The following is a 25,761-nucleotide window of genomic DNA, read 5'->3' as shown; positions in this document are numbered from 1 at the left end:
ACAGTATCAAGTGTAATTTAATATTTTTTAGTTATTTTCACATAAGTCAAAGTAATTAATAGATTTATTTTTGCGAGCGGCTATATGAACGAAATTTATACAAGTTATCAACAGTAGTTTTATACAGTAAAAATATGGTCACTTGGCTAGGTGTTAAGCCCGGTTGTTTATGGCATAATTTCCAACAGATTTATTTACCTAATAACAATTCAATGACTACACCTTCGCCAGATTTAACCACTCATACCCCTATGATGCGCCAATACCTGAAAATAAAAGCAGAATTTCCTAATATTCTGGTGTTTTATCGTATGGGTGACTTTTATGAGTTGTTTTATGACGATGCCAAAAAAGCCGCAGACTTAATGGACATTTCATTAACTGCACGCGGTAAGTCAGGTGGCAACGCTATTCCAATGGCTGGTGTTCCCTATCACGCCGTTGAAACGTATTTAGCCAAATTGGTGCAGTTGGGTGAATCTGTAGCCATATGTGAACAAATTGGCGATCCAGCAACCAGTAAAGGCCCTGTTGAACGAAAAGTGGTGCGTATTGTTACGCCAGGTACCGTCAGCGATGAAGCGTTACTGCCTGATCGCCAAGACAATTTAATTGTTGCTATCGCGCAAACTAAACAAGGCTTTGGCCTAGCTTATTTGGATATGACCAGTGGCCGATTTGTCCTCAACGAACCGAATAGTGCCGAACAATTGCAAGCTGAATTACAGCGCTTGTCACCTGCGGAACTCTTATACCCAGAAGACTTCACTGATTTCGCACTAATTGAGCAATATAAAGGGCTGCGCCGTCGTCCCGAGTGGGATTATGATTACCAAACAGCGATCGCTATCTTAACCAAACAATTTAATACCAAGGAATTATCTGGCTTTGGTGTAGATAATTACCCTCGCGGTTTATGCGCCGCAGGTTGCTTACTTAACTACGTGCAAGACAGTCAGCGCACCGCGCTGCCACATATTCGCTCACTGATTGCAGAATCATCTCAAAAAGGTGTGATTTTAGATGCCGCAACCCGTCGCAATTTAGAGCTCACTCAAAACCTACAGGGCGGTACTGAAAACACCTTAGCGTCAGTATTAGATAAAACTTCAACACCAATGGGCTCTCGCTTATTAAAGCGCTGGCTACATTTCCCGCTACGTGATTTAGCTACGCTTAACACCCGACTTGAATCAGTTAGCACACTGCTTGATAACGAAAGATATAGCGAGTTACAACCAAATTTAAAGAAAATTGGCGACGTTGAACGTATCGTAGCGCGTATTGCTCTTCGATCAGCAAGACCACGTGATTTTGCTCGACTGCGTCAATCACTTAGCCAATTGCCAGAATTGCAAACTATATTGGCACAATGTACCAATAACTGTTTAACAAATATTAAAGCGAACACCCAACCTATTGATGAGCTTTATCAACTACTGAATCAAGCCATTGTCGAAAACCCGCCAGTGCTAATTCGCGATGGTGGTGTTATCGCACCTGGCTATCATCAAGAGCTTGATCATTTACGCGATTTAAGCGAGGGCGCCACCAATTTATTGGCCGAAATTGAAGCGAAAGAAAAACAAAAAACCGGCATTCAAACGCTAAAGGTGGGTTATAACAAGGTTCACGGCTTTTTTATTGAGGTTAGTAAAGCCTCAGTTTCGCAAGTGCCGGCTGACTACATACGTCGCCAAACCTTAAAAAATAATGAGCGTTATATTACCGAAGAATTAAAAGCGCACGAAGAAACCGTATTAAGTGCTCAAAGTCGGTTTCTTGCATTAGAAAAACGATTGTATGACCAACTGTTTGATTTGGTGATGCCATCACTTGCCAAGTTACAAACGCTTGCCGAAGCATTGGCAGAACTTGATGTACTTAATACTTTTGCTGAGCGAGCTGATATTTTAGGTTATACCAAACCAACATTATTCGAAACAAAAGGCATAACCATAGAGCAAGGACGTCACCCAGTGGTTGAACAAATGACCAAAGATGCCTTTATCGCCAACCCAGTGGTTCTTGATAACAGTCGAGAAATGTTAATCATTACCGGCCCTAATATGGGTGGTAAGTCTACGTTTATGCGACAAAATGCACTCATTGTATTACTTGCTCATGTAGGTTGTTTTGTGCCAGCGGATAGTGCAAAAATCGGCTTAGTCGATAGAATTTTCACCCGTATTGGTGCCTCTGACGATTTAGCCAGCGGCCGCTCAACCTTTATGGTGGAAATGACAGAAACTGCCAACATCTTACATAACGCCACAGAGCGCAGCTTGATTTTATTAGATGAAATTGGCCGTGGCACTAGTACCTACGATGGTTTATCGCTGGCATGGGCAGTAGCAGAAATGCTGGCGACTCAAACCAAAGCTTTTACCTTATTCGCCAGCCATTATTTTGAGTTAACTTTGCTTGCTGAGCAGCTATCGAACCTTGCCAATGTCCACTTAGATGCCGTGGAACATGACGACAACATTATTTTTATGCACGCGGTTCAAGAAGGTGCTGCCAGTAAAAGTTTTGGATTACAGGTAGCGCAGCTCGCTGGTATTCCAAAAGCTGTTATTCAACGAGCCAAACAAAGGCTTCATGAACTAGAAGCTCAGCAAGCACCTACAATTATCAGCGCTGAAAGCTTAGCTGCATCACCAACGCAAAATCAATTAGAGTTACTTGAAGCTACCACACACCCTGTAGTTGAAGCCGTTGAAGCACTGAGTCTTGATGATATAACGCCAAGACAAGCGCTAGATTTGCTCTATCAACTTAAACAACAGGTATAAACACTTTTAGGTGAAATTAAAGATAAAGTGAATTAAAAGTGAACTTGCAAATTAGGTCAAACAATGCCTAAGGTATTAACTTCAAATAGGAGACTGTGATGCGTATATTATCAATATTGATATTGCTGCTAATCGGCAGCATTCAAGCAGTAGCCAGTAACAATGAAGTTTCAACCGTCAAAGTAAGCGTCGACACTAACAATGACAAAGGCAATGACAAAGGCAATGTCGCTAACAATGAAGTTGAGGAAAAAGCGATTTCGTTGCCATCTTTAGTTAATATTCAAGAGTGGCAAGTTCCGTGGGGTGGACGACCTCGCGATCCGTTTGTTGCCCCAAATGGTGATGTCTGGTTTTGTGGGCAAGTCGACAATTATCTCGCTAGGCTTAATCCTAAAACTGGCGAAATGACGCAGTTTGATGTACTTCCTGGCAGCCACCCTCACAACCTAATTGTCGATAAGCAAAGTTATGTCTGGTATGCCGGTAACCGAAATGGTCATATCGGCATGTTAATACCTGAGACCAAAGAAATTCTTAAGTATGATATGCCAAGTCAGGTAACCGACCCTCATACTTTAGTGTTCGACCATCAAGGCGATATTTGGTTTACCGCCCAACACTCCAATGCCATAGGTAAATTAATGGTGCGTAGCGGCACCAGCAAAATTATTAACGTGCCAACAGTGAATTCTCGTCCTTATGGCATTAAATTGGCGCCCAACCGCCAGCTTTGGATAACGTTATTTGGCACGAATAAACTCGCAACAATCGATCCCAATACTTTCACCTTAACCGAAATTACCCTACCAAGAGCAAAAGCCCGACCGAGACGCTTAACCATTACCGAAAATGGTGACGTTTGGTATGTCGACTACAGTCAAGGCTATCTAGGGCGTTATCAACCCATGCTAGGTAAGTTTTCCGAATGGCCAATGCCATCAGCAGATAAAAGTTATCCCTATGGTATGGCGGTGGATAGCCAACAGCGCTTATGGATCGCTGAAACCGGTCAAGCGCCAAAAAAATTAGTCGTGTTTGACACTAAAACCTTAAGCTTTATTAGCAGCTCGAATATCCCTTCCGGTGGTGCTGTGCGGCATATGTTTTATGATAAACAAGCAGATGCAGTTTGGTTTGGCGTAGATGCTGGCTTTATCAGCAAAGCGACTTTTAATAATTAGATTTAAACATTACGTTTGAAAACAGTATCTTTGAATAAATGACGTTTGAAAAAATAGGTATGTTATGAGTTTAGTGTTGCCCATAGTTATTTCAGCTGAGCAAGGTATTTGCCAGCAATTAGGTTTAACCAGCGCTATGCTAGAAAAGCTTGAAGCATGGGCAAATTTCGAAACACTGAAAGCCAACTGGTATCACGATGAAACTCAAAGCATCCGCTGTCAATTCACCTTTGTTTCTAGCGAGCTATTTGCTAAAAAATTTAGCCAAACGTCATTGGCAGACTGGCAAATTGATCAAGAGCAACAAGTCGCGCTTAAAGTTGGCGATATTCAAACTAAGCAGCAGATAGTCCTGACGTTAACCGAAGATGACTTAGCCGCTAAAACGGCGACGAGTACTTGGATAGGCGAACATATTCAAGCAAATATCCAACAAAAAGTCCGCGAACATTTGCTATATTTGGCACAATTTCATCAACTTGACCCGATTGATTAAGCGAATAATGCACCTTATTACGTTATAACGCTGACCTTGTTTTGCTACCCAATCGTAATCAAGTCATGTAAAGCCATATCTAACCAAGCCAAACCCAAAAAGTTAACAACTTCTAAAGTCTGGAAAATAAATGAATATTGAGCAACTCTCTGGGCTTGAAGTCATTCAAGCGATAATCGATGGCAAATTGCCAAACCCTTCAATTTCAGAAACGATGCCAATGACCATGATGCGTGCAGAAAATGGCTTTGTCGAATTTCAAGTACAAGCAGACAACCGCCACTTGAACCCAATGGGCGGTGTTCATGGTGGCTTTGCCGCTACAATTTTAGACTCGGTTACCGGCTGCGCAACTCATACCACGCTACCAGCAAAAACAATTTACGCCACGGTCGATCTTAACGTTAAAATGGTTAAGGCAATGCCAATTGATACACCATTGATTGCTACAGGAAAAGTGATTGCTAAATCGCGAACAATCGCAACATCAGAAGGTTTTATTAAAGACGCGAACGGCACGATTTACGCTCATGGTAGTGCGACGTGTGTGATCAAAGCTTAATAGCGCCTTGTATGGAATTAATTGGTTAAAATAAATCGACAATACGTTTAATTAGTATAAACAAAAAGAGTAAGCACACACTTACTCTTTGAGTTCACTTGCCGACAAAGGGTCTATTTCTAGCATAGGCGCGGCATCAAGTTCATTAGCGTCCATCATAGTGGCAATACGTTGCATGGATGACAACAGTAAAGACTGCTCCCACTCTTCTAAGCCACAAAACTTTTGAATAAAGTGATCTTGCAAAGGCTTTGGCGCATCAATTAAACAGTGACGCCCTTGCTCGGAAAGATACAAACTAACACGGCGCTTATCTTCAGAGCTTCGAACACGTTCTATAAGCTTTCGGCTTTCTAAGCGGTCTAAAATATTAGTTACTGTCGCTGCACTTAGGTTAATACTTTTAGCTATTTGGCTGGCAGTTACCCCTTTAACTCGGGCAATTTCTTGCATTATTAACAGCTGAGGACCAGTTACCCCTGATGACTTATTTAACTGCTTCGAATGAAGATCGATTGCGCGAATTACTTTTCTGATTGAAATCAACAGCTCTTCGTATTTTTCCATAATATTTCTAAAGTAAGGCATTTATTTGGCAAGGATAACACCGCTAGCCATCTATTGTCATATATCTAGAGCGTGTTGTTCTAGGTTAATTGCTTAATATTATTAAAAATATCAGCAAGTATTATTGGTATTTTCAGCTAATATACGGCATAAACATTGTGCTTACTCGATAAACCGCGCGGCTTAGTAAACGGCGCTAAGGTATAGTTATGGATATTGCTCACTTAGATTTTATTATTGACGGCTGGAAAATTTCAGGCACTGATTCTTTACCTATTCAGCAAGTAGAAAGTGAGTCTATCACGCCATTTTGGCTTCATTGTGATCGCTCATCGTCAGCCTTTGGCCCTTGGTTACTAGAGCAAGGTTTTGACCGTTCAATTGTTGAGTCTGTGATAGCAAACGACACTCGTCCAAGGTTTCAGCAATTTAATGACAACTGTTTTTTCTTAATTGTTCGCGGTGTTAACTTAAATAAAGGTAAGCAACCGGATGATATGTTAACTGTCCGCATGTTATATACGCCAGAAAGGCTTATCACCTGTAATGCGCAAACCGCACGCGCCGTTGAGTCGGTAAGAGAAAACCTGCGTAATGGTCGTGGCCCGCTAACCCTTGAATTGCTAGTGATAGAAATACTGAGTCAATTGAATTTACGTATTGAACAATTTCTAGAGCCAATCGAAAGCTTTATTGATGCCCAAGACCGAGAGCAATTTGATAAACAACAAATTCAAGAAATCAATGATATGCATAACCGCTTGTTAAAGCTTAACCGTTTTTTAAAGCCGCAAATACATGCATTACAGGCAATAAACAAAGCCGAACTTCCACAGTTTTCCCAACAACAAGTTGCCTTAGCCAACCAATTAGACGTATTGAGCCGCATTGTCGAAACCATCGATTTTTACATTAGCCAAATTGATGTGATCAATGCAAAAATAAGCCAAATAAATAGCGAGTTAATGAATAGAAATACTTATATTCTTTCAATTATTGCCGGCATTTTCCTACCACTTGGATTTTTAACTGGCCTATTTGGCATTAATATAGGTGGCATGCCCGGCGTTGAAAATGGTGATGCATTCTATTGGTTTTGCGGTATCTTAACGGTTATTGGCGTACTGGAATTCGTTATTTTTAGGCGCCTTAAATTCTTATAACAGCAATCAAATAAATTCAAAGGCGTTGTTTTTTATGGCCAGTAACCCATTAAAATTGGGGAGTTTTTTATTGCTCTATCATCACTGTTTTATTTAGATTGACGACAAAAATAATTTGATGTTTTTTCGGTAAAGTCAGGCGTATTGTCTGCGCAGTTTTTTAACCTGTGCAACTAACATTTATGAGCAATAACGCCTTACAACGCGTTGAAGTTTTTACTTTACCAACCATTAATGAATTTGGTCTTAATCAACTCAACTCTATTATTCGACAACTCGAATTAACCTCATTGCTACGCATTGAAGATGATGCCCTGTTATTGGTGCAAGAAGGGCAAAAAGTTATCTTTTTTGATTTTGGCGTTGCCGTTTCTTGGGCGTTAACGCCTGAGCTGAAAACTACGCTAACGCAAGCCTTACCTTTGGTCACTAATAATCAAGGCAATGTTAAATGGGAGCATTGCCATTACCAAATTAACCCTGAAAAAGCGCCAAGCTTTGTTAACGATGTATTATCTCTAGCGAATGACGATAACGATACGTTACTGGCCGCCAGTTATGCGTTAGCGCAATCGGTAAAACTGGCACAATTTGCAGACATTGCCGAAAGCATGGTAACAACGAATAACCAACTGACCAATGAGTTAAGTCAATCTGGAAAAATTGCGTTATCAAGAAAGCAATTAGCGAAATTACGGGGGCAACTACACCGCAATAAATGCGATATTTTACTTCGATTTAACTTGCTCGATACACCGGATTTCTTTTGGGAAAAGCCGACACTTGAGCCGATTTACATTTTGGTTTCGGGCTATTTAGAATTGAACTCCAGAACCAAGCTATTACAGTTAAAACTGAGTACGATTAGCGAGTTACTGGAAATGTTAACTGACGAGCAAAACCATAAGCATGCATCATTTTTAGAGTGGATTATTATCGTACTTATCGCCATCGACATTATCATTTACTTTTTTGAATAACTAAAAAACCAGCGCATTAGCGCTGGTTTTTCAATGATTGTATTAACCTATTAGTTAATTCGTTTAACTTAATTCGCTTAAGTTAATTAAAGCGATTAACCTAACTTAGTCTGAATAAATTTTACTAATTCAGCTTTGCTAATTGGCTCAAAATTATTGGCTTCCAAATCTTCAGTAATACATTGCACAATGTATTCAACTAACATATCAGCACCCACTTCATCTTCTTGTGCATCTGACTGACAAATTTCAAAAATGTCATTTAACATTTCTTGATCAGCTTTCACTGCTTCGGCATTGGCGACTGATGTAGTCATGCCAATAACAGTGAAAATAGTTGCCAAAGAAAGTACTTTTAATTTGTTCATTAAATAAAACCTCAAATCGCAAATGTGCGATGAATAAAAAATATCTTATCGATATTTGTCTTTAGTGGATTAGCCCACCAATTCCATATCACCATCAATAACAATGTCGTCTACTTCATCATTGCTACTTTCAACGTTGATATCGTACGTTGGCGCTTTGCTACTTGGTGAAAAACCATGAAAGGTTTTTCTGTGCTCAACCGCCATTAAAAATTTGCGCCATAATTTCACTGTATACAGAGTGCAATCTGGCTGCATAAGTCCTTCGATAAACTGCTGTTCTTCTTCATTTTCAGGGGTTATTATCCCAGAGGCTAACCCATGAAGTGTACTGCCATAGGCTATTAGCTCATCCGACTCACGCTTATTAAAGTAACTGCTTCTGGATAATCCGTAAGGAAAAACATCATTGGCATAAAACCGAGTTTTACCCACTCTAATTGACGTATCCATATTACTTACTCCTCTTCTAGGAAAGTACTTAACAGATTAATATTGCTAAACATTTGATAGTTCAACGAAGTTAATTCGGTATTAACGCAATCTAAGAGCAACGCCTCAGAGGCTTGTGTTTGCTCCAAAGTTTGCGCATCCAAGCACATGGTATAAATATCCTGTACCAGCGCCTTATTGGGTTTATACAGCTCTTCGTCTTGTGCAGCGGTTACCGATGACAACGGCAGCACCCCAAAAAACAATAAGAGAATGTATTTCATCAATAATTCCTCAACAGTGTTTTGTCGCCCAAAATGTATTGAGAAAAAATAAAAAAGAGAAGCAAATAATAATTGTCGAATGGACAAAATTTCTTTAGATTTGAACCAAGCTAAATGATTGGCATTGTTATGGATATTCGCGTTTTTAAGACCTTTATTGCCGTTGCTGAAAATCGCCATTTTGGCAAAGCAGCCGAGCAGCTATACATTACTCAAGCAGCAGTCAGTGCGCGTATCAAGCAGCTGGAAGATTTTTATCAGGCTAAGCTTTTGGTACGTGATAAAAATAACCTTAAGTTAACCCCAGCTGGTGATGCACTATTAACCTATGCCCATTTAATTATTGATCAAGTCAATGAATCAAAGCAGCAAGTAAGCGTTGCTAGCCAGCAAAAAACTGCATTTAATATTGCTGCTACCCCCAATATATGGGACGCCTATTTTAATCAGCGTCTGGACGACCTTACACCATTATTTGATCATTCAATTTTGGCCACAGAGATTTCTGTAAGAGAAGTAATCCAACGAAAACTTGATGATCGGTCATTGGATATTGGCCTGTTAGCCGATCCAATCAAAGAAGATGACTTTATTAACGAACTTATTGGCTACTTTAATATTGTTTTAGTCGGCACTGAGCCAACAATTGATGCCAACAGTGATGGTTATATTTTTGTCGATTGGGGCATAAGTTTTGCCAAAGAGCATGCCCTTGCACATAAAGTTACACCGACAATAAAAACCTCTACCGCCAGTATTGCTTATGAGCTGATAAACAAACGCAAGGGCTTAGCTTATTTACCGCAGGAGTTAGTAGCAAAAGAAATTGCTAAGCAAAAGCTATTTATAATTGATAGTGCAATGGCGGTTAAGCGACCGATTTATTTGGTGTATAAAAAAAATAATAACCATAGCGAATTAATACAAGAGTTAATCAAAGTATTATCCAGCAACTAAGATTGTTAAATTAACCGTATTTTTTAGTGATATTTATTAGCGACATTGCTTGGAAGTATAAATCAAATCACTTTATTGATTTTTAACCACAAGTTCACCATCAAGGTGAATATCGCGTTGGGGAAATGCTACAACAATATTGTGCTCAGTGAATGCGCGGTTAAAGGCAAAACGAATATCACTGGCAACTTGTCGTAACCCGCCCTCCACTTCAGAATTTATCCAGAAATAAACTTCAAACATCAAGGCGTTATCGCCAAAATCTTGAAAAAAGACTTTGGTTGCTGGTGTATCTAACACTTCTGAATGCGCTTTAGTGGTTTCTTCCATAATTTTTGCCACCAAATCACAGTCACTGCCATATTGCACTCCCACAAGCACAGTACCACGGATTAACTTATCTCTTAACGTCCAGTTAACGACAGTGTTTTCCAGTAATTTACTGTTAGGGATCAACATATGAACACCATCAACCCGCTTAATACGTGTTGAACGGGTATTAATTTCTTCTACCAGCCCTTTTACACCTTCCACTTCTAAAAAGTCACCAATGCGTATTGGTTTTTCGCCAATGAGAATCCAGCCACTGATAAAGTTATTAATGATGTTTTGGGCGCCAAAACCAAAACCAATGGCTACCGCACCTGAAAGAAATGCAAATGCAGTAATCGGCACATTGAGCATTGATAAGGTAGTGATAAAAATAATGATCAGCGAAATAACGTAAAGTACCCGCTCAACCAAGTGCACTACATTTGGGTCTTTATTTTTTGAACGTAAGGTTATACGAACTTTACGAATCACAAATTTAGCAAACCAAAGACCTAGAATAATCCATAGCGGTACAGCCAATACCTCCAGCAAGGTAAAAGCCGTACCGTTAAAGGTAAATAATTCAAAATTAAGCCAAGTTTTGATTTGCTCTAACATTTAGCGCTATTACCTCTATTAATTATCTGATGCTAAAAATACGCAAGAAGCATCCACTAAAAAGCTATCGCCCAGTGCCTGACGCCCCAATAACATCAAATAAGTCATATCAGAACGATCAGTTAAGGTAATTTCAATTTCCCATTTATGATCGCCAAGCACGGCTGGGGTTTTAATTACATAACGTTGTTCGCTTGAACCATTTGACGATTTTATCTTACGTACATCATGCAATAGTGCCTCACAGCGAACGACTTTATCAACATCATGAATCTCAGGATGAATATCAAAAGCAACGCCCGGCTTACCATCTAACTTAATACGTTCAATATTATCAACATGTAATGATGAGGTTTGTGCGCCAGTATCAACACGCACGGTTAATTGCTTAATCGCTAACTTTGGTAGTTGAATATTTTCCAAACGGCCAATGATTAATTTATCTTTCATAATTAAACTTCACTCGATTAAGTATTACCAAGTTTGTTGCTAAAACTAACTTTTTAATACTTTCAATATGTAACTATTTTTTAACTCTTTTTTTTAACTATTTTTGTTTATCAGTAGCTATTACCACCACCAACGTCAGAAATTTATAACAGCGACTTATAGTGTAGCAACAGACCTGCCGATTTATTAAGTTCAGCAATAAGTTATCACTAATGTTAAGTGGTTAACCCTTAGCCTTGACCTTTAGTTTTATTAGCATTGAACTTAGCATTTTTTTCAATAAATTCAATAAGTTTAGCAGCAACGTCTAGCCCTGTTGCCGTTTCTATTCCTTCCAACCCCGGTGACGAGTTAACTTCCATCACCATAGGGCCATTGTGCGAGCGCAATAAGTCTACACCACAGAAGTTCAAACCCATTGCTTTGGCTGCATTTACCGCAGTAGCACGCTCTTCTTTTGATAGTTTGACAATTTCAGCACTGCCACCCCGGTGTAAATTAGAACGAAATTCGCCTTCAGCGCCTTGGCGTTTCATCGCCGCAACTACGCGATTGCCCACTACTAAACAGCGAATATCAGCGCCACCCGCTTCTTTAACAAATTCTTGTACCAAAATATTGGCCTTTAAGCCCATAAACGCTTCGATAATACTTTCAGCAGCTTTGGCAGTATCGGCTAACACTACACCAATACCTTGCGTTCCTTCCAATAGTTTGATCACCAATGGCGCACCACCAACATTTTTAATTAAGTCTTTAATATTGTCTGGTTTACTGGCAAACCCCGTACGCGGCAAGCCGATGCCTTTGCGCGATAACAGCTGCAAAGAGCGTAATTTGTCACGAGAACGGCTAATAGCAACAGACTCATTCACATTAAATGTACCCATCATCTCGAATTGGCGCGCAACCGCTGTACCATAAAAAGTAATAGAGGCACCGATTCTTGGAATGATGGCGTCGTACTTAGGCAATTCAGCACCATGGTAACGTACCGTCGGGCGGCTACTGGTAATATCCATATAACAGTGTAAGGTGTCGATCACTTCAATATCGTGGCCACGCGCTAATCCCGCTTCTTTTAAGCGGCGCGTTGAATATAAATTTTCACTTCGAGAAAGAATAGCAATCTTCATTTATTAACCTTAATGTTCATTGTTGCTGGGACAAGGTTGCCGAGACAAAAAACGCGCACTTTAAAGGTTAGCTAGTGAAAATAAAAACGAATTAAAGTATATTGTTTGATAAATTATTTTTATCAAACTTTGTTTACTAGTGACGGCAATTTATGAAAATTGAATTACTGACTACATTTCTTGAAGTCAGCCAAACCCTGCACTTTAGAGCGGCTGCAGAAAACTTATTTCTAACCCAGGCCGCAGTAAGCAGCCGCATAAAGTTACTAGAAGATGAACTTGGGGTGTTATTATTTGATCGCTCAATGAAACGGTTGAAATTAACGCCGGAAGGCCACCGCATGGTGAAACATGCCCATGAAATGATAGTAATGTGGCAAAAGTTAAAACAAGATGTAGGTGTATCAAAAGCCAAGCATAAACAATTGTTTGTGGGTTCAATGATGTCAATTTGGGACATAGTCTTACAAGATTGGCTACAAAAAATTCACCGTAATTTAGATGATGTTCACTTACATACCCACACCTATTCACCAATGGAGTTGCGTAAACAGGTCATTAGCCGGATAGTTGATATCGCGTTCTTATTTGAGCCACCGTATATCGAAAATATCGTCAGTGAAAAGGTCAGCACTGTGCCACTGCAATTAGTCACCACAGATCCAACGGCAACCTTAGATAACATAGAAAACATGGTGATGGTGGATTATGGCGAGTCGATTAATACCCAATATTTACGTGACTTTGGCGAAACATCGCCAGTACGCCATAATATGAGCCAACCTAGAATTGCGCTAAACTTTATTCTAGAAGCTGGCGGTAGCGCTTATTTACCTAAGCAAATGTGTTTTGAGCATATCCGTAAAAATCGCTTACATTTACTGGCCAACGCACCGCAATACCATCGTGATATTTATGCGATTTATTTAAACAAAAGCCACAAAAGCTCCTTGATTAAAGATGCACTGCAGCTATTCCCTTACTTGCGGGCTTAGTATTTGTACACACCCAACTTCCTTTTGATTTAAAGGTACTTACTACCGCCCAGTAAATCGACAATATTGATAAAAAAAACCTAATGTTTGATAAATTAATTTTATTAAACATTAGGTTTTGATTAAATTTTATTCTTAAAAAATAGATAATTAACTAACAAATTAAGCTAAGAATATCACCGTCGCCGATCCTAAAAATACAAAGAAACCAACAACATCGGTCACTGTGGTTAAAATAACCGAGCCGGCAATCGCTGGATCTATACCGACTTTTTCTAAAATAACTGGAATAAATACCCCAGCTAATGCTGCCACCACCATATTAACCACAATTGCGCCAGCGATAATGAAAGCCAATAAACCATTGTTAAACCAATAAAAACAAATAAAAGCCACTAAAACAGCCCAAACGCCACTATTAATCACTGCCACCCAAAGTTCTTTATCACGTAAAACCTTTAAGTTTCCTTGACTAACTTGGCCTGTAGCTAAGCCTCTGACCGTAAGTGTTAAAGATTGACTGCCTGTAATGCCGCCCATACTAGCAACAATCGGCATGAGTACCGCTAGCGCCACCACTTCCACCAACACTTTATCAAACAAGCCAATAACCATAGAGGCCAAAAATGCCGTGAGTAAATTAATGCCAAGCCAAGTTGCCCGACGTTTAGCACTGACATTGACTGGCGCGAATAAATCTTCATCACTAACTTGACCTAAATGCGCCATTTGCCCTTCGTAGTATTCTTGGAAAACATGTAAGGCATCATGGATTGAGAAAATACCGATAAAGCGACCATCTTCCCGTACTACCGGCAAATAACTGCGTTGACTTCCGCGCACTAAATTCGAGGCTTCTAATAAGCCAGTTTCATCATCAATGGTTTTATCCGATGGGTGAACAATATCAGCAATTTGCGCATCAATATCGCTATTAAATAATTCTTTTAATGACACTTCGCCCAAATAACTAAGATGGCTATCGACGACAATAATATTATTAAGCTCAGTTGCTAATTCCGTTTGCTTTAATTCTGTAATCACCTCTGAAACACTGGCAGTAACATCAACGGTATACACTTGCTGGTCGGTGTAACGGCCAACTTGATCATCGGAATAACTGAGGGACGTTTCTATTTGGCTTTGCGCGGCAGGCGCTAGTTTCTTAATAATTTTAGAAGCCGCTTTCGCCGGCAAGGTTTCTAAGATATCAACCGCTTCAACGTTACTACCTGAGCGAATGGTTTTCTCAATAAACCTTTGTGGTAAAACCGATAGAAACTGCAAACGCGCATCCTCGCGCATTTCCGATAAAATTCCACTCATTAACTGGCTATCAACGTTAGGCAGTAAAATTAAGCGCTGATCATTGGTTAAACTTTCAAAAATACCGGCCCACTCAAAGGCATTTAACTGTGCATATTGTTCAGGAAGTTCAACGGTTTCCTGAGACAAGGCGACGATCAGCTCATCAATATTGACTGACACTTGCTTATTATCCATAGATACACTCCTTTAATGCTATACGTCAGTACTTTCGTGCGACTTACTATGCTGGCTAGTGTTTTCGCGACCATGGTCACTACTAACTTTAGTGGCAGCTTGCGTTTTAGCCTGATCCCATAAAAATAGTAGATCTTCCGTCAACTTTTGCTGAATCGCCACGGCGTCATGGGTTGGGCAAAATAACTCAAAACTGACCGCGATTTTGCCAAGCTCGGTGGTGCTAATATTGATTGATGGTGCAGGGCCAGAAATTTTAATATCTAAACGATTTTGAATAAGCGAATTATAGCGCTCAGCAACATCAATAAACCCTTTACAATAACCCTTCGCTTTTTCAAGTAACGGCGCTTTTAACTGAAATGGGTTTGCCAAGGTATCTTCTTTAACGACTCTAAAGTTATGATTTACATAACGTTTCATATAGTTAAGGTTGCGAATAGGCTGGGTCATAAATTGGCTATTCGGTAAAAAAACACTGCGACCTGTATAGGAATACGTAGCTAAATCAACCTCATGTAATGTTACTTTCGCCCAATCAGTTTCAGCAACTTCACCAGTCATATCATCAATTTGAATCCAGTCGCCAATGCGGAATGGTTGAGTGCTCGACAAATAAATAAAGCCAATAATGCACTGAATAATTTCTTTGGTTGCCAGCACTATCGCGACAATAAACGCGGCAATTGAAAACGCAAAACGTTGTAGTTCTGTGCTCCAAATCACAAACAACATAATAACAGTGATGACATTAATTAAATTACGCAGGTTATTAATTAAATATCGTTTATCTTCACCTTTTTTGGCATATTTACGTTTAATAACACGTACTGCTAACAGCTTTAGCGGCACAATCAATAACAGTAATAAAATAGAGACAATCAGCTTATTGCTGGTGATAAATTCCATCATGAGTAAAGCAATCCTACTTTGTGAAATTGAGTGACTGTTTAGTGATTGCAACTAACAGCCAACATATTATTTTTAAGTCAACACCTGTGAATTCACCAAGCTTTTAGTAATAAAAAGCTACTTGATACAATCAGTTAACCATAACTATTTTTGCGTTATAGTAATGAGCTTGTCATAATGAAATCAACACCACGTATCATACAGCAATCATGTTTTATAAAAAAACCTTACTGTGGCTCGTTTTATCCCATGTGTTAGTACTCAGTGCGTTGGCATCTAGCGCATTAATACCTAAGGTTATGGCTGCAGTAGTCATAAACCTTACCGATCAACATGGTCAACCACTAGTCGATGCTGTTTTAGAAATCCCAGAGATTAACAACCAACTTGTTCCTGCTAAAACGCCACTGGTAATGGATCAAATCAATAAAACATTTGTTCCTCATGTACTGATTGCGCCGAAAAATAGTTTAGTAACCTTTCCTAATAGCGATGATATTCGCCACCATGTTTATTCTTTTTCTCAGCCGAAAACCTTTGAATTAAAGTTATATGCTGATCGCCCAAAAAACCCGATTAGTTTTGAGCAAAATGGGGTTGTTGTATTAGGCTGTAATATTCATGATTCAATGGTCGGCTATATTTATGTTACTGAGCACAAAGCGAGTTTTCTCTCTGATCAAAACGGCCAAATAATCATTAACCAACTGCCACCAGCGGCCACAGAATTTACCATTTGGCACCCACTAGCGACGCAAGGTGTCGAAAATAGAGCTAATTTCCCCATTGCTAAATTAAATGCTGAGCAATCAGTCTCCATTGTAATAAATACCACTGCACCAGCGCCAAGAAATACCTTTGGGGAGCTTAGTAAACATGCTCACTAATCTCAGTATTCGCTCGAGAATTACCTGGTTATCCGCGTTACTTATTATCTTAACCGTCATCATGCTGACCACGAGTTACGCATTTAGAACGGCACAATTTACCGAGCGCCAAATTGAACGACAAATGCAATACGCGCAAAATGTCTTAACGCAATATTTGTCTTCTCAAGAACAATTATTAGTAACGGCAACACGCGTATTAACCGCTGACTTTGGCTTTAAGCAAGCTATTGCCACCCGAGACAAAAACACCATTGAAAGCGTACTACTTAATCACGGCGCTCGCATTAATGCCGATTTAATGATGATGGTAGATTTAAATGGCGAACTTATTTCCATTAGCGCAAAGCGCGCTATTGCCAAAGAGTCGTTGAAAAACAATATCGCTAAACTATTAACCAGCTCAGAAGTGGCGCAATTTTTAGTGATTAATAACAATATTTATCAATTAATTATTTTACCAGTAAAGGCCCCGCGTGAAATTGGCTACGCGGTTGTTGGCTTTCAATTAAGTAAAGCCGCGCTAATTGAATTAAAAAATCTTACCTCTTTAGATATTACGCTCGCCGATGATAACGGCAATATCGTTTCGAGCTTTGCGAACTTATCAGCTGTTGAAAATCAATTAACCATTGAGCCAATTGAAGATATAAATTTACTATTAACGCAATCTAACTATTTTAATAAGAAAATAGCGTTTGGCGAAAACTCCGGCATTTATGCGTTATTATCGACATCACTTGAAGAAGTGCATGATGAATTTACCCAACTAATCTCGTCGATTATTTTTATCGCAGGGTTGATCATTATCAGCTCGATGTTTTTGTCACAACTACTTTCTAAAGGCATTTCTAATCCTCTGAACTATCTAATGAAACTCACTAAGCGCATTAGTCAGGGTGAATTAACCATAGCTAAAAACGAGCAACAACTGCCGCTGGAATTTAATGAACTGTATTACGCCTTCTCCACAATGGGCGCCGCCATTAGCCAACGTGAAAGCGAAATTAAATACCAAGCAGAGCATGATCATTTAACCGGTTTATATAATCGCCAAATGCTATTAAAGCTAATTAGTGAACGCTTGCTAACCCAAAAGGAGTTATTACTCGCCAGTATTAATATCACCGGCTTTAACCAGATTAATGATACCTTAGGCCCAGAAAATGGTGATACGCTGCTTAAATCATTGGCAATACGCTTACAAAGCTTAATTGCCAATTATCGTGAACCTGATCATCAAGCGGCCGCGGCCAGAATAAATTCAGATGAATTTATCTTAATGATGCCATTAATCGCCATCGACGAAATTGATGCCGAACTAAGCTTGCTACTCGAACGCTTAACCGAGCCTTATTGGATTGAAGATATTAAAATTGAATTAAACCTTAATATTGGCTCGGTGAATTCCATCAACCATGGCAAAGACCCTGAAGTGTTAATACGCCGCGTTGTTATGGCTATGCGCGCGGCAACCACCGAACAAAAATCAATTCGCCATTACCAACAAGGCGAAGACGAAGCCTATTTGCAAAAACTGCAAATGATAGAAGAGTTGCGCACCGCCATTCATAGTGAACACAGCCCGCTATATTTAAACTATCAGCCGAAATTAAACTTAAGCACTAATAAAATTGAAAAAGTTGAAGCGTTGATCCGCTGGGTAAATAAGGCCGGTGAATTTGTCAGCCCAGAATTATTTGTTAGCCTTGCTGAAAAATCAGGCTTAATTGTCAGCTTAACCCACTGGGTGCTGAAACATGTTGCAATGCAAATTGCCCAATGGAATGACATCGGCATCAATATCCGCGTATCGGTCAACTTATCTGCGCAAGATATTCAGCATCCAGAATTTGTCGATTTTTTATTGACCACTATCGAGCAATATCATATTCCACCAACCCAGCTAACGTTAGAATTAACTGAGCGTGATCTTGCAGAAAATGAAGAAATGGTGGCCACTCGGCTATCACACTTGCAATCTCTGGGCTTTGAGATTTCAGTAGATGATTATGGTATTGGTCAGTCATCTTTATCTAAGCTTAAAAGCTTACCCGTTGATGAACTTAAAATTGATAAATGCTTTATTTTATCACTTGAAGCCTGCACTAAAGATCAAGACATTGTCAGTTCAACCATTTCGCTTGGCCATAAACTCAATATGCGGGTCGTGGCAGAAGGTGTCGAAAATGCCGAAAGTTTAGCGTTACTTGCGTCTTATGGTTGCGACTATGCCCAAGGCTATTATATTTCTCGCCCGATAGACGCCGATACATTTATTAGCTGGTATAAGAATTATGAACCGAGTTATTAGCTTAACTGTTAACTTAGTTTTCCTGTTGCTACCTAGCTTATGTTTTGCCAATGGCAAAATATTAGCAACACCAGGTGTTTCTCAAGTGGAAGGAGCAGCCGGTGGTGGCTTAGTGCCTTGGGCGCAACTTGCGGGTTATGCCAGTGAAGATCAAATCGCGATTTCCGGCTTTTGTTCACGGGGTGATGTTGATGATTTTCGGCTTAATGTCTGTGGCGCTCAGCTAAACTTATATGATCGGGTAGAATTGTCATTTGCCGAGCAGCGTTTTGAGGTGAATCCATTATCTTTAACCTTAAAACAACAAATAGTCGGGGCTAAATTCAGGCTGTATGGCGATATTATTTACAGTACTTGGCCGCAATTTTCGTTAGGTATTCAAGCTAAAAAGCTCGACACCAAAACCGTGCCATTTGCCCTTGGTGCTAAAGACGATAGCGGCATCGATGTTTATCTAGCCGCCAGTAAATTGCATTTAGGGTTAATTGCTGGTTATAACTTTTTATGGAACACCACGATTAGATATACCGAAGCCAATGAAATGGGGCTATTAGGTTTTGGTGGTAGCCAAGGTAATGGTGGCTTTTACTTAGAAGCATCGGCGGCATTATTACTTAATAAACATTTAGCAATTGGCAGTGAATATCGTCAAAAACCTGATAACTTAGGGCTAAATGAGTCTAACTGGCAAGATATCTTTATTGCTTGGTTTCCTAATAAGCACGTCAATATCACCTTGGCCTATCTTGATCTTGGCGCTATTGCCACGATAGATAATCAGCAAGGCTGGTACCTTTCTATCACGGGGTCTTATTAATGCCACAGTCTGTTATTCATATGATTAAGCCGTTTTTAATCACCGCGCGTATTAGCGTTTTTTGCACATTGCTCATTAGTTGTACCGCCAGCAATAACTCAACCAGCTCACTTTATGAGGAAATTGGTGGTGCGCCAGCAGTTGAGCAAATTGTTGATGCGTTTATTGTTAATATTGCCAAAGATAAGCAAGTACTCCCTTACTTTATAAAAGCTAATGTAGAGCACTTTAGACAAGGATTTATTCAACATTTTTGCCATGCCACGGGCGGACCTTGCCAGTATCAAGGTGATTCTATGGTCGATATTCATAAAGGCATGAATATTAATGAGGCAGACTTTAACCGAATTGTAGAATTGCTCGTAAGCGCAATGGAGCAAGCAGCGCTTAGTTATCCATTACAAAATAAAGTGCTGGCACGATTAGCACCGTTACGCGAAGAAATTATTCGTATATAACAGCGAGTTTAACTTTAAATAATAAAGGCTACTGAATTAGTAGCCTTTATTTTAAACAAACCCAAATAGTTATTAACTTGGTATTGGCTATTAGCCAGCTTTATGAATATAACGATGACCGTCTTGTTTAAGCTCTTGTATTGAGCCAAAGCCCATCAAACGTAAATTGCGCTCAAGCTCGGTTTTAAAGAAAGTTAAACAACGTTCAATACCCGGCACGCCATGAGCAAGACCGTAACCATAAGCTTTACCAATGCCAACACCATCAGCACCTAACGCTAATGCTTTGATCACATCATGGCCACGAGTAACGCCGCCATCAAGGTAAATTTCAATATTCTGGCCGACCGCTTCACGAACTGACTGCACTTGATCAATTGGCGCAATCGTCGCATCAAGTTGGCGACCACCATGATTTGATAACACGACAGAGTCAATACCTGCATCAATGGCTAACTTAACATCTTCAATATGGCTAACACCTTTTAATACCAAATGCCCTTGCCACTTTTCGCGAATATCTTTGACATATTGCCAATCTAGGTTCATTTCCCCCAAACTTGATAGGAACTTCATAAACTCGGCACCATCTTTCATATTTGGTGCATTATCTAGGTTCACTAAGTCTTTACCGCCCGTACAGAAATAGTCAAACACATATTTTGGATGCATGGCAAAATCAATCATAGTGGCAATAGTTGGTTTTAATGGAATGGTTAAACCATTGCGTAAATCACGCTCACGATTACCACCAACAGCACTATCAACGGTAATAATTAAGCTTTCAAAACCGGCTTTTTTAGCGCGCTCTATCATTCGATAGTTTTGCTCGCGATCAGACAGCACATATAACTGGAACGCTTTAGCGCCGCTGTTAGCAGCCCCTACTTGCTCAATAGTTTTAGAGCTAAAGGTAGATAAGCCAAATAATACGTTATGCTTAAGTGCAGCTGTTGCACCAGCAACATCAGCGTCTGGGTGATACATACGTTGTTGACCGACCGGTGAAATATAAATTGGTAAATCAACCTCCATTCCCATAATTTGAGAAGCCAAATTAATGCTAGGTGATGGCGTTAACACTCGGGTCATTAACTGATATCGATTAAAAGCCTGCTTATTGTTAAATAAAGACAACTCATCTTCCGCGCCGCCTTCCAAATAATCATATACCGCTTTTGGTAACTTCTTTTTCGCACTGCATTTTAAGTCATTAACATTATGACAAGCAGCTAAGCGTTTACTTAATCCCATATATCTAGAGCCTTTTTTAGCTGGAGGTTTTTCCACAATTAAATTGTGACATTATTTTTACTATTTAAATGCCACATAAATGACAATTTCATCAAAACCAACAATCGTTAACTTGCCACTATTGCGCAGTTAAACAAAATTTCTAGCAGGTAAACAAGATTTTAACCAGCTTAAGCTACAATTTGTTACCGACATCTACTGTTACACGCGCTCTAATAATAACGACTAAAATTGATCTGGTTATTAAGTTTGTCACCCATGTTACAGACTTGACAAAAAAGTGGTGAAAAAATGGCTAGATAATATGAAGTTCCGTGCGATAAAAACTTGTGCTTTTTCAATTGCTTAACTAGTACATGAACCACAAGCTAATAGTTACCTATAAATAAAGTGACGAACTATTAGTGCAATGAAAGTGAGGAAAACAATGAATACCATAGTAACTTCTCGTCAACTGCCGCTTGAGCAGGTTTCGTTAAACAACCAGGAATACAAACTAGCGGCATTTAATAACGATTTTTCGATATTTAATGACGTTAGCGTTTGTATTTCCACGTCACTAGATCCGATTAATGCTAATTTTATTGAGCAATTACCAGAGTCAGTAAAACTTATCAGTAATATCGGTGTTGGTATCGATAATATCGACTTAAGTGCTGCAAAAGCGAAAGGTATAACCGTTACCAATACGCCTATTGTTACCGAAGATACTGCCGATTTAGCGTTTTCTTTAATTCTTGCCGCATCTCGCCGACTAACCACTAATGAAGCATTTCTACGTGCTGGCAATTGGGGCGCAGATGCACCGCTTGGCGCCATGGGCCACAGTATTCAGGAAAAAACGCTAGGCATTATCGGCTTAGGGGCAATTGGTAAAGCGGTTGCAAGACGTGCCCAAGGCTTTAACTTAAATATTATTTATTTTGACCCGTTCCGCAGCAACCCTGAAGTTGAGCAAGCGTTAAATGTAACCTATGTCGACTCGGTTGAAGCATTGTTATCACAAGCTGACATTGTCACTATGCACTGCTTGTTAACTGACGATACTCGTCATTTAATCAACCAAGAACGCATCGCATTAATGAAACCAACCAGCGTCTTAGTTAACGCTGGTCGTGGTGAGTTGGTTGATGATGAAGCGCTTATTAGCGCCTTAAAAAATCAGCAAATTTTTTCGGCGGCTCTTGATGTATTCAATAATGAACCGGCATTTAACCCGGCCTATTTAGACTTACCAAACGTGACATTAACGCCACATATCGGCAGTGCCACAATGGAGTGTCGCGCTAAAATGGTTCAGCAAGCATTAGCCAATGTTGGTGCATTTTTACAAGGTAAAGATGTGTTAAATAAAGTGGTATAACACTTTCTCCCTCGTGCTCAATATGATGTTTTAGTTTTTGGCTAAAGCATTGTGTTGAGCACTTTTTATAACGCATTGTTCTTTTTATTTCCCGCTTATAATTCCCGCTCTATTCCAGCGTTTGCAGCTCGTTGCAAACAGGCTCTTGAAACTACCAAAACTTCGAGAAGAAAAGCACTAAGCTTAAATTAGTATCATCATCCACCAATGGACTATTGGTAATTTCACTATCATACCAAGTATGCTGAATTTTCATTGAACTAAAGCCACCAAAAAACATCGGGGTTGAAACACTTAATGCCAGTGATGGATTTAAAGCATCATCACCTTTATATGCAGGTCTTGTTGGTAACACTTCATTTGCCTTTACCCCGTAATAATAATTGACATGCTTGCTATCTAAATAGCTTAACGCAACAGATGGTTCGATAAAAATTGGCCCGTAGCGAAATACTCTAGCAACTTCAGTCGACCACTCGCTGCCATGTGAGCGCCCAAGAACATCGTGCATATAGGCGGCATTTAACTTCCAGTTTTGGCGCTCAAAACGCAATGCAAGCCCTGCATCTACTGAAAATTTTCGCTGTTTCATGCCAATAAATATATCACTGTCGTTTTCATCGAACCCTTGAAACCTTGGAGCCGCCTGAATCGCAACCTCAAAGTCACCTAGCTGATGTAAGTCGTAGCCAATAAACGGTCCTAGTACCCTTAACTTTTCACCACGATAGCCAAGAATAGGTAGCGGAATAACTCGACGATCAAACCCTTGATAAATCTCTTGATTAAGGCCTAGGCCAAAACCGTATAAAAAACCATAGGGCTCTATAGCTTCTCTTAGTTCGCCGCGCTCAGGTTGTTCTGCCTTAACGAGAAATGCACAAAGTAGCAAACAAGTAAAAATTATTTTTTTCATAGCGATAGGATATTTAATAACTAACTGAAAATGTGGAATATAATCGCAGTACGTTAACAACAGACGACAAGATCGCATTTAATTTTTGTTGTAGTTAACAGTTACTGGATCTAGAGGTTATTCATCTTATTTATTCGTCCTGTTTATTCATCTAAGTAGCGTTGTTTAATCTCGAGGATAGTGGCTAACTCAGCTTCTAATAACTCCACTAATTTAGGCTCAAAGTGTCTGCCACTTTGCTCTTTAACAAACGCCATCGTTTGTTCAATCGACCAAGCAGCTTTGTATGGACGCACACTAGTTAACGCATCAAATTCAATAGCATGATCAATGTTATCATCAACAATTGGCTGAACACTTAAGGTTACCGAGCCTTGTTGAGTAAATTTAATCGCATTATTGAGTAAATTCGTGAGTACTTGCCTAATGCGCTCTGGCGAACCCAAATATTGATCTTTCAGTTTAGGGGATATTTCTGCGGTTAGTTGTAAGCCTTTGTTACGAGCTTGCAGCCATAAGGTAGACACCACTGCATCAACTTCTTCCACCAATGAGAAGTTACGCAACTCCAGCTCCATTTTGCCTTTATCTAATTTAGCGCTATCAAGCACATCATTAAGTAAATGCAGTAATGATTTTGCTGACTGGTTAATGGTTTTTAAGTGACGATGCTCATCGTCATTCAAATGGTTTTCTAATAAAATATCACTAAAGCCGATAATAGCATTCATCGGTGTACGAATTTCATGACTCATATTCGCCATAAATGCCGCACGGGCTGACGCCGCCTGTTCAGCAGTTTCTTTAGCTTCCAGTAATTGCAGTTCCATTTCTCGGCGTTCGGTAATATCCATAATAAAACCATCGAGCCAAACATCACCGCTTTGCTGGTCTTTAATGTAATTACCATATTCCATCATCCAGCGTACTTGGCCATCGCGCCGAATAATTCGAAACTCTAAGCTAAAGGCTTCTTCTGTGGACGTTGCTTGCGCTATCATTTCGCGATCATCAGGGTGAAATAACTCAGTAAAGCTTCGTTTGGGGTTAGGTAAGACAAAGTCTTGGGCGGGGTAACCAGTTATCGTTTCTACCGCATCGCTAATAAAAATCATCGGCCAGCCATTATCATCAATGCATCGATAGGCAATGCCCGGAATATTGGTAATTAACGAACGGAATTTTTCTTTATTAGCTCGTAATGCTTCTTCCATTTTTAAGCGCGGACGAATATCAGAGATAAAGGCAACAAAAAAGTCATCACTCGTCATTTTGACATGACCTATGGCTAAACGGATCGCTACTTTTTCACCATTTTTATCTACCGCCTCAACCTCTCGGCCTTGGCCAATAATACGAGCGTCACCGGTAGTAATAAAACGGCTTATATAGCCATCATGCTCTGATTTATCTGGCTCAGGGATTAACATACTAACGTTGTTGCCCACCATTTGCTCAGCGCTCCAGCCGAATAGATTTTCGGTGGCATTGTTAACGCTGATAATAGTGCCTTTGCTGTCGATACTAACAATGGCATCAACGGCGGTATCCATCATGGCTCTTAACCGTTGCTCGCTTTCAGAGGCACTTTGTGAAGCATCCTTATAGCGATAGATCAGATTTACCCCCAACACTAAGCAAATAATCACCACGGTTGTTATCGCAACGCCCAGCGCCAAGTAAAATGAAATAGATGATGTTTGTTGACTAAGCTCTAGCCCAGGTGGTTTTACAAAGCGCGCCGCCGCCATTCCCGTATAGTGCATGCCGGAAATAGCCGCGCCCATCACCACACTGGCAGTAATATTGATATGCCATTCTTTAAGCGCCGCTTTGGTTAATGTGACTAAACCGACTCTGACCCATAACGCTAGCATCGCCAGCGATACAGCCACCAATATCGATAACGCAAACATCCAAAGATCGTATCTTAGTAACGGCGCCATGGTCATAGCAGCCATGCCTACATAGTGCATAGTACCAATACCCGCACCAACCAAAACACCACCGACTAATAAACCAGCAAAGCTCTTACGGT

25 protein-coding genes are annotated in these 25,761 nt (G+C 39.9%); 13 read left to right on the top strand and 12 right to left on the bottom strand.

Going from position 1 to position 25,761, the window contains the following annotated elements; translation table 11 throughout:
* Positions 1-212: 212 nt before the first annotated feature.
* The 4 genes from mutS (at position 213) to ACOB82_RS05380 (ending at position 5,037) form a co-directional block, all read left to right on the top strand.
* A complete protein-coding gene (gene mutS, locus ACOB82_RS05395) occupies positions 213-2,795 on the top strand; it encodes a DNA mismatch repair protein MutS (RefSeq protein WP_448211933.1) in 2,583 nt (860 codons plus the stop codon).
* Positions 2,796-2,893: 98 nt separating this feature from the next.
* Entirely contained in the window at positions 2,894-3,979 is a 1,086-nt protein-coding gene (locus ACOB82_RS05390) for a Vgb family protein (protein WP_448211918.1), read from the top strand.
* Between the two features lie 64 nt (positions 3,980-4,043).
* Complete coding sequence (locus ACOB82_RS05385; RefSeq protein WP_448211917.1) at positions 4,044-4,475, top strand: hypothetical protein; 432 nt, start codon at positions 4,044-4,046, stop codon at positions 4,473-4,475.
* Positions 4,476-4,605: 130 nt separating this feature from the next.
* Entirely contained in the window at positions 4,606-5,037 is a 432-nt protein-coding gene (locus ACOB82_RS05380) for a PaaI family thioesterase (RefSeq protein WP_448211916.1), read from the top strand.
* A gap of 81 nt (positions 5,038-5,118) precedes the next feature.
* Here ACOB82_RS05380 and ACOB82_RS05375 read toward each other — a convergent pair whose 3' ends face one another.
* On the bottom strand, positions 5,119-5,604 hold the full coding sequence (locus tag ACOB82_RS05375) for a MarR family winged helix-turn-helix transcriptional regulator (protein ID WP_448211915.1): 486 nt from the start codon (positions 5,602-5,604) through the stop codon (positions 5,119-5,121).
* Positions 5,605-5,813: 209 nt separating this feature from the next.
* On the opposite strand from ACOB82_RS05375, the gene ACOB82_RS05370 reads away from it, so the two are divergent.
* Together ACOB82_RS05370 and ACOB82_RS05365 are read left to right on the top strand one after the other, a co-directional pair.
* The gene (locus tag ACOB82_RS05370) at positions 5,814-6,767 is read left to right on the top strand and encodes a CorA family divalent cation transporter (protein ID WP_448211914.1); all 954 of its coding nucleotides are present in this window, start codon (positions 5,814-5,816) and stop codon (positions 6,765-6,767) included.
* A 182-nt stretch (positions 6,768-6,949) separates the two neighbouring features.
* Complete coding sequence (locus ACOB82_RS05365; RefSeq protein WP_448211913.1) at positions 6,950-7,747, top strand: RMD1 family protein; 798 nt, start codon at positions 6,950-6,952, stop codon at positions 7,745-7,747.
* Positions 7,748-7,842: 95 nt separating this feature from the next.
* On the opposite strand, the gene ACOB82_RS05360 is transcribed toward ACOB82_RS05365, so the two are convergent.
* From ACOB82_RS05360 to ACOB82_RS05350, 3 genes are all read right to left on the bottom strand, one after another.
* Positions 7,843-8,115 carry a hypothetical protein gene (locus tag ACOB82_RS05360; protein ID WP_448211912.1) on the bottom strand — a complete coding sequence of 91 codons (273 nt, stop codon included), beginning with the start codon at positions 8,113-8,115 and terminating at the stop codon, positions 7,843-7,845.
* 69 nt (positions 8,116-8,184) lie between these two features.
* On the bottom strand, positions 8,185-8,568 hold the full coding sequence (maoP, locus tag ACOB82_RS05355; RefSeq protein ID WP_448211911.1) for a DUF413 domain-containing protein: 384 nt from the start codon (positions 8,566-8,568) through the stop codon (positions 8,185-8,187).
* Positions 8,569-8,573: 5 nt separating this feature from the next.
* Positions 8,574-8,831, bottom strand: a complete 258-nt coding sequence (locus ACOB82_RS05350; protein WP_448211910.1) for a hypothetical protein — start codon at positions 8,829-8,831, stop codon at positions 8,574-8,576.
* Between the two features lie 129 nt (positions 8,832-8,960).
* Here ACOB82_RS05350 and ACOB82_RS05345 point away from each other — a divergent pair, with 129 nt between their 5' ends.
* Positions 8,961-9,788 carry a LysR family transcriptional regulator gene (locus tag ACOB82_RS05345; protein ID WP_448211909.1) on the top strand — a complete coding sequence of 276 codons (828 nt, stop codon included), beginning with the start codon at positions 8,961-8,963 and terminating at the stop codon, positions 9,786-9,788.
* A gap of 72 nt (positions 9,789-9,860) precedes the next feature.
* Here ACOB82_RS05345 and ACOB82_RS05340 read toward each other — a convergent pair whose 3' ends face one another.
* The 3 genes from ACOB82_RS05340 to rimK all read right to left on the bottom strand — a co-directional run bounded on the left by ACOB82_RS05340 (position 9,861) and on the right by rimK (position 12,304).
* Positions 9,861-10,718 (bottom strand): mechanosensitive ion channel family protein, encoded by an 858-nt coding sequence (locus ACOB82_RS05340; protein ID WP_448211908.1) that lies wholly within the window; start codon positions 10,716-10,718, stop codon positions 9,861-9,863.
* Positions 10,719-10,736: 18 nt separating this feature from the next.
* On the bottom strand, positions 10,737-11,168 hold the full coding sequence (locus ACOB82_RS05335; protein ID WP_448211907.1) for an ATP-dependent zinc protease family protein: 432 nt from the start codon (positions 11,166-11,168) through the stop codon (positions 10,737-10,739).
* 230 nt (positions 11,169-11,398) lie between these two features.
* Positions 11,399-12,304 (bottom strand): 30S ribosomal protein S6--L-glutamate ligase, encoded by a 906-nt coding sequence (gene rimK, locus ACOB82_RS05330; protein WP_448211906.1) that lies wholly within the window; start codon positions 12,302-12,304, stop codon positions 11,399-11,401.
* 152 nt (positions 12,305-12,456) lie between these two features.
* On the opposite strand from rimK, the gene ACOB82_RS05325 reads away from it, so the two are divergent.
* The gene (locus tag ACOB82_RS05325; protein ID WP_448211905.1) at positions 12,457-13,299 is read left to right on the top strand and encodes a LysR family transcriptional regulator; all 843 of its coding nucleotides are present in this window, start codon (positions 12,457-12,459) and stop codon (positions 13,297-13,299) included.
* A gap of 162 nt (positions 13,300-13,461) precedes the next feature.
* On the opposite strand, the gene ACOB82_RS05320 is transcribed toward ACOB82_RS05325, so the two are convergent.
* Both ACOB82_RS05320 and ACOB82_RS05315 read right to left on the bottom strand, forming a co-directional pair.
* Positions 13,462-14,802, bottom strand: a complete 1,341-nt coding sequence (locus tag ACOB82_RS05320) for a magnesium transporter (protein WP_448211904.1) — start codon at positions 14,800-14,802, stop codon at positions 13,462-13,464.
* Positions 14,803-14,820: 18 nt separating this feature from the next.
* Complete coding sequence (locus ACOB82_RS05315) at positions 14,821-15,714, bottom strand: mechanosensitive ion channel family protein (RefSeq protein WP_448211903.1); 894 nt, start codon at positions 15,712-15,714, stop codon at positions 14,821-14,823.
* A 209-nt stretch (positions 15,715-15,923) separates the two neighbouring features.
* On the opposite strand from ACOB82_RS05315, the gene ACOB82_RS05310 reads away from it, so the two are divergent.
* Genes ACOB82_RS05310 through ACOB82_RS05295 form a run of 4 tightly spaced genes read left to right on the top strand, consistent with a single transcriptional unit; the run spans position 15,924 to position 20,190 of the window.
* The gene (locus ACOB82_RS05310) at positions 15,924-16,601 is read left to right on the top strand and encodes a methylamine utilization protein (protein ID WP_448211902.1); all 678 of its coding nucleotides are present in this window, start codon (positions 15,924-15,926) and stop codon (positions 16,599-16,601) included.
* Positions 16,591-18,915: an EAL domain-containing protein gene (locus tag ACOB82_RS05305; protein WP_448211901.1), complete on the top strand. Its 2,325-nt coding sequence runs from the start codon at positions 16,591-16,593 to the stop codon at positions 18,913-18,915. Before ACOB82_RS05310 ends, ACOB82_RS05305 begins: the two co-directional genes overlap by 11 nt.
* Positions 18,899-19,732, top strand: coding sequence for a DUF3034 family protein (locus ACOB82_RS05300; RefSeq protein WP_448211900.1), 834 nt, complete (start codon positions 18,899-18,901; stop codon positions 19,730-19,732). The genes ACOB82_RS05305 and ACOB82_RS05300 overlap by 17 nt, the downstream gene beginning before the upstream one ends.
* Positions 19,732-20,190, top strand: a complete 459-nt coding sequence (locus ACOB82_RS05295; protein WP_448211899.1) for a group I truncated hemoglobin — start codon at positions 19,732-19,734, stop codon at positions 20,188-20,190. The genes ACOB82_RS05300 and ACOB82_RS05295 overlap by 1 nt, the downstream gene beginning before the upstream one ends.
* 90 nt (positions 20,191-20,280) lie before the next feature.
* Here ACOB82_RS05295 and ACOB82_RS05290 read toward each other — a convergent pair whose 3' ends face one another.
* Positions 20,281-21,444, bottom strand: a complete 1,164-nt coding sequence (locus ACOB82_RS05290; RefSeq protein WP_448211898.1) for an alpha-hydroxy acid oxidase — start codon at positions 21,442-21,444, stop codon at positions 20,281-20,283.
* Between the two features lie 427 nt (positions 21,445-21,871).
* On the opposite strand from ACOB82_RS05290, the gene ACOB82_RS05285 reads away from it, so the two are divergent.
* Positions 21,872-22,807, top strand: a complete 936-nt coding sequence (locus ACOB82_RS05285; RefSeq protein WP_448211897.1) for a 2-hydroxyacid dehydrogenase — start codon at positions 21,872-21,874, stop codon at positions 22,805-22,807.
* Between the two features lie 151 nt (positions 22,808-22,958).
* Here the strand turns inward: ACOB82_RS05285 and ACOB82_RS05280 are convergent, their stop codons facing one another.
* Both ACOB82_RS05280 and ACOB82_RS05275 read right to left on the bottom strand, forming a co-directional pair.
* Positions 22,959-23,723, bottom strand: a complete 765-nt coding sequence (locus ACOB82_RS05280; protein ID WP_448211896.1) for a MipA/OmpV family protein — start codon at positions 23,721-23,723, stop codon at positions 22,959-22,961.
* A 143-nt stretch (positions 23,724-23,866) separates the two neighbouring features.
* Complete coding sequence (locus ACOB82_RS05275; protein ID WP_448211895.1) at positions 23,867-25,723, bottom strand: PAS domain S-box protein; 1,857 nt, start codon at positions 25,721-25,723, stop codon at positions 23,867-23,869.
* Positions 25,724-25,761: the final 38 nt, after the last annotated feature.

It is taken from the genome of Colwellia sp. MEBiC06753, assembly GCF_053470325.1.
This window is presented reverse-complemented; position numbering and strand designations above follow the sequence as displayed.

Bases quoted from the DNA above. Each gene is read 5' to 3' on its own strand.
- mutS (WP_448211933.1), top strand. From the start codon at position 213: ATGACTACACCTTCGCCAGATTTAACCACTCATACCCCTATGATGCGC.
- ACOB82_RS05390 (WP_448211918.1), top strand. From the start codon at position 2,894: ATGCGTATATTATCAATATTGATATTGCTGCTAATCGGCAGCATTCAA.
- ACOB82_RS05385 (WP_448211917.1), top strand. From the start codon at position 4,044: ATGAGTTTAGTGTTGCCCATAGTTATTTCAGCTGAGCAAGGTATTTGC.
- ACOB82_RS05380 (WP_448211916.1), top strand. From the start codon at position 4,606: ATGAATATTGAGCAACTCTCTGGGCTTGAAGTCATTCAAGCGATAATC.
- ACOB82_RS05375 (WP_448211915.1), bottom strand. From the start codon at position 5,604: ATGGAAAAATACGAAGAGCTGTTGATTTCAATCAGAAAAGTAATTCGC.
- ACOB82_RS05370 (WP_448211914.1), top strand. From the start codon at position 5,814: ATGGATATTGCTCACTTAGATTTTATTATTGACGGCTGGAAAATTTCA.
- ACOB82_RS05365 (WP_448211913.1), top strand. From the start codon at position 6,950: ATGAGCAATAACGCCTTACAACGCGTTGAAGTTTTTACTTTACCAACC.
- ACOB82_RS05360 (WP_448211912.1), bottom strand. From the start codon at position 8,115: ATGAACAAATTAAAAGTACTTTCTTTGGCAACTATTTTCACTGTTATT.
- maoP (WP_448211911.1), bottom strand. From the start codon at position 8,568: ATGGATACGTCAATTAGAGTGGGTAAAACTCGGTTTTATGCCAATGAT.
- ACOB82_RS05350 (WP_448211910.1), bottom strand. From the start codon at position 8,831: ATGAAATACATTCTCTTATTGTTTTTTGGGGTGCTGCCGTTGTCATCG.
- ACOB82_RS05345 (WP_448211909.1), top strand. From the start codon at position 8,961: ATGGATATTCGCGTTTTTAAGACCTTTATTGCCGTTGCTGAAAATCGC.
- ACOB82_RS05340 (WP_448211908.1), bottom strand. From the start codon at position 10,718: ATGTTAGAGCAAATCAAAACTTGGCTTAATTTTGAATTATTTACCTTT.
- ACOB82_RS05335 (WP_448211907.1), bottom strand. From the start codon at position 11,168: ATGAAAGATAAATTAATCATTGGCCGTTTGGAAAATATTCAACTACCA.
- rimK (WP_448211906.1), bottom strand. From the start codon at position 12,304: ATGAAGATTGCTATTCTTTCTCGAAGTGAAAATTTATATTCAACGCGC.
- ACOB82_RS05325 (WP_448211905.1), top strand. From the start codon at position 12,457: ATGAAAATTGAATTACTGACTACATTTCTTGAAGTCAGCCAAACCCTG.
- ACOB82_RS05320 (WP_448211904.1), bottom strand. From the start codon at position 14,802: ATGGATAATAAGCAAGTGTCAGTCAATATTGATGAGCTGATCGTCGCC.
- ACOB82_RS05315 (WP_448211903.1), bottom strand. From the start codon at position 15,714: ATGATGGAATTTATCACCAGCAATAAGCTGATTGTCTCTATTTTATTA.
- ACOB82_RS05310 (WP_448211902.1), top strand. From the start codon at position 15,924: ATGTTTTATAAAAAAACCTTACTGTGGCTCGTTTTATCCCATGTGTTA.
- ACOB82_RS05305 (WP_448211901.1), top strand. From the start codon at position 16,591: ATGCTCACTAATCTCAGTATTCGCTCGAGAATTACCTGGTTATCCGCG.
- ACOB82_RS05300 (WP_448211900.1), top strand. From the start codon at position 18,899: ATGAACCGAGTTATTAGCTTAACTGTTAACTTAGTTTTCCTGTTGCTA.
- ACOB82_RS05295 (WP_448211899.1), top strand. From the start codon at position 19,732: ATGCCACAGTCTGTTATTCATATGATTAAGCCGTTTTTAATCACCGCG.
- ACOB82_RS05290 (WP_448211898.1), bottom strand. From the start codon at position 21,444: ATGGGATTAAGTAAACGCTTAGCTGCTTGTCATAATGTTAATGACTTA.
- ACOB82_RS05285 (WP_448211897.1), top strand. From the start codon at position 21,872: ATGAATACCATAGTAACTTCTCGTCAACTGCCGCTTGAGCAGGTTTCG.
- ACOB82_RS05280 (WP_448211896.1), bottom strand. From the start codon at position 23,723: ATGAAAAAAATAATTTTTACTTGTTTGCTACTTTGTGCATTTCTCGTT.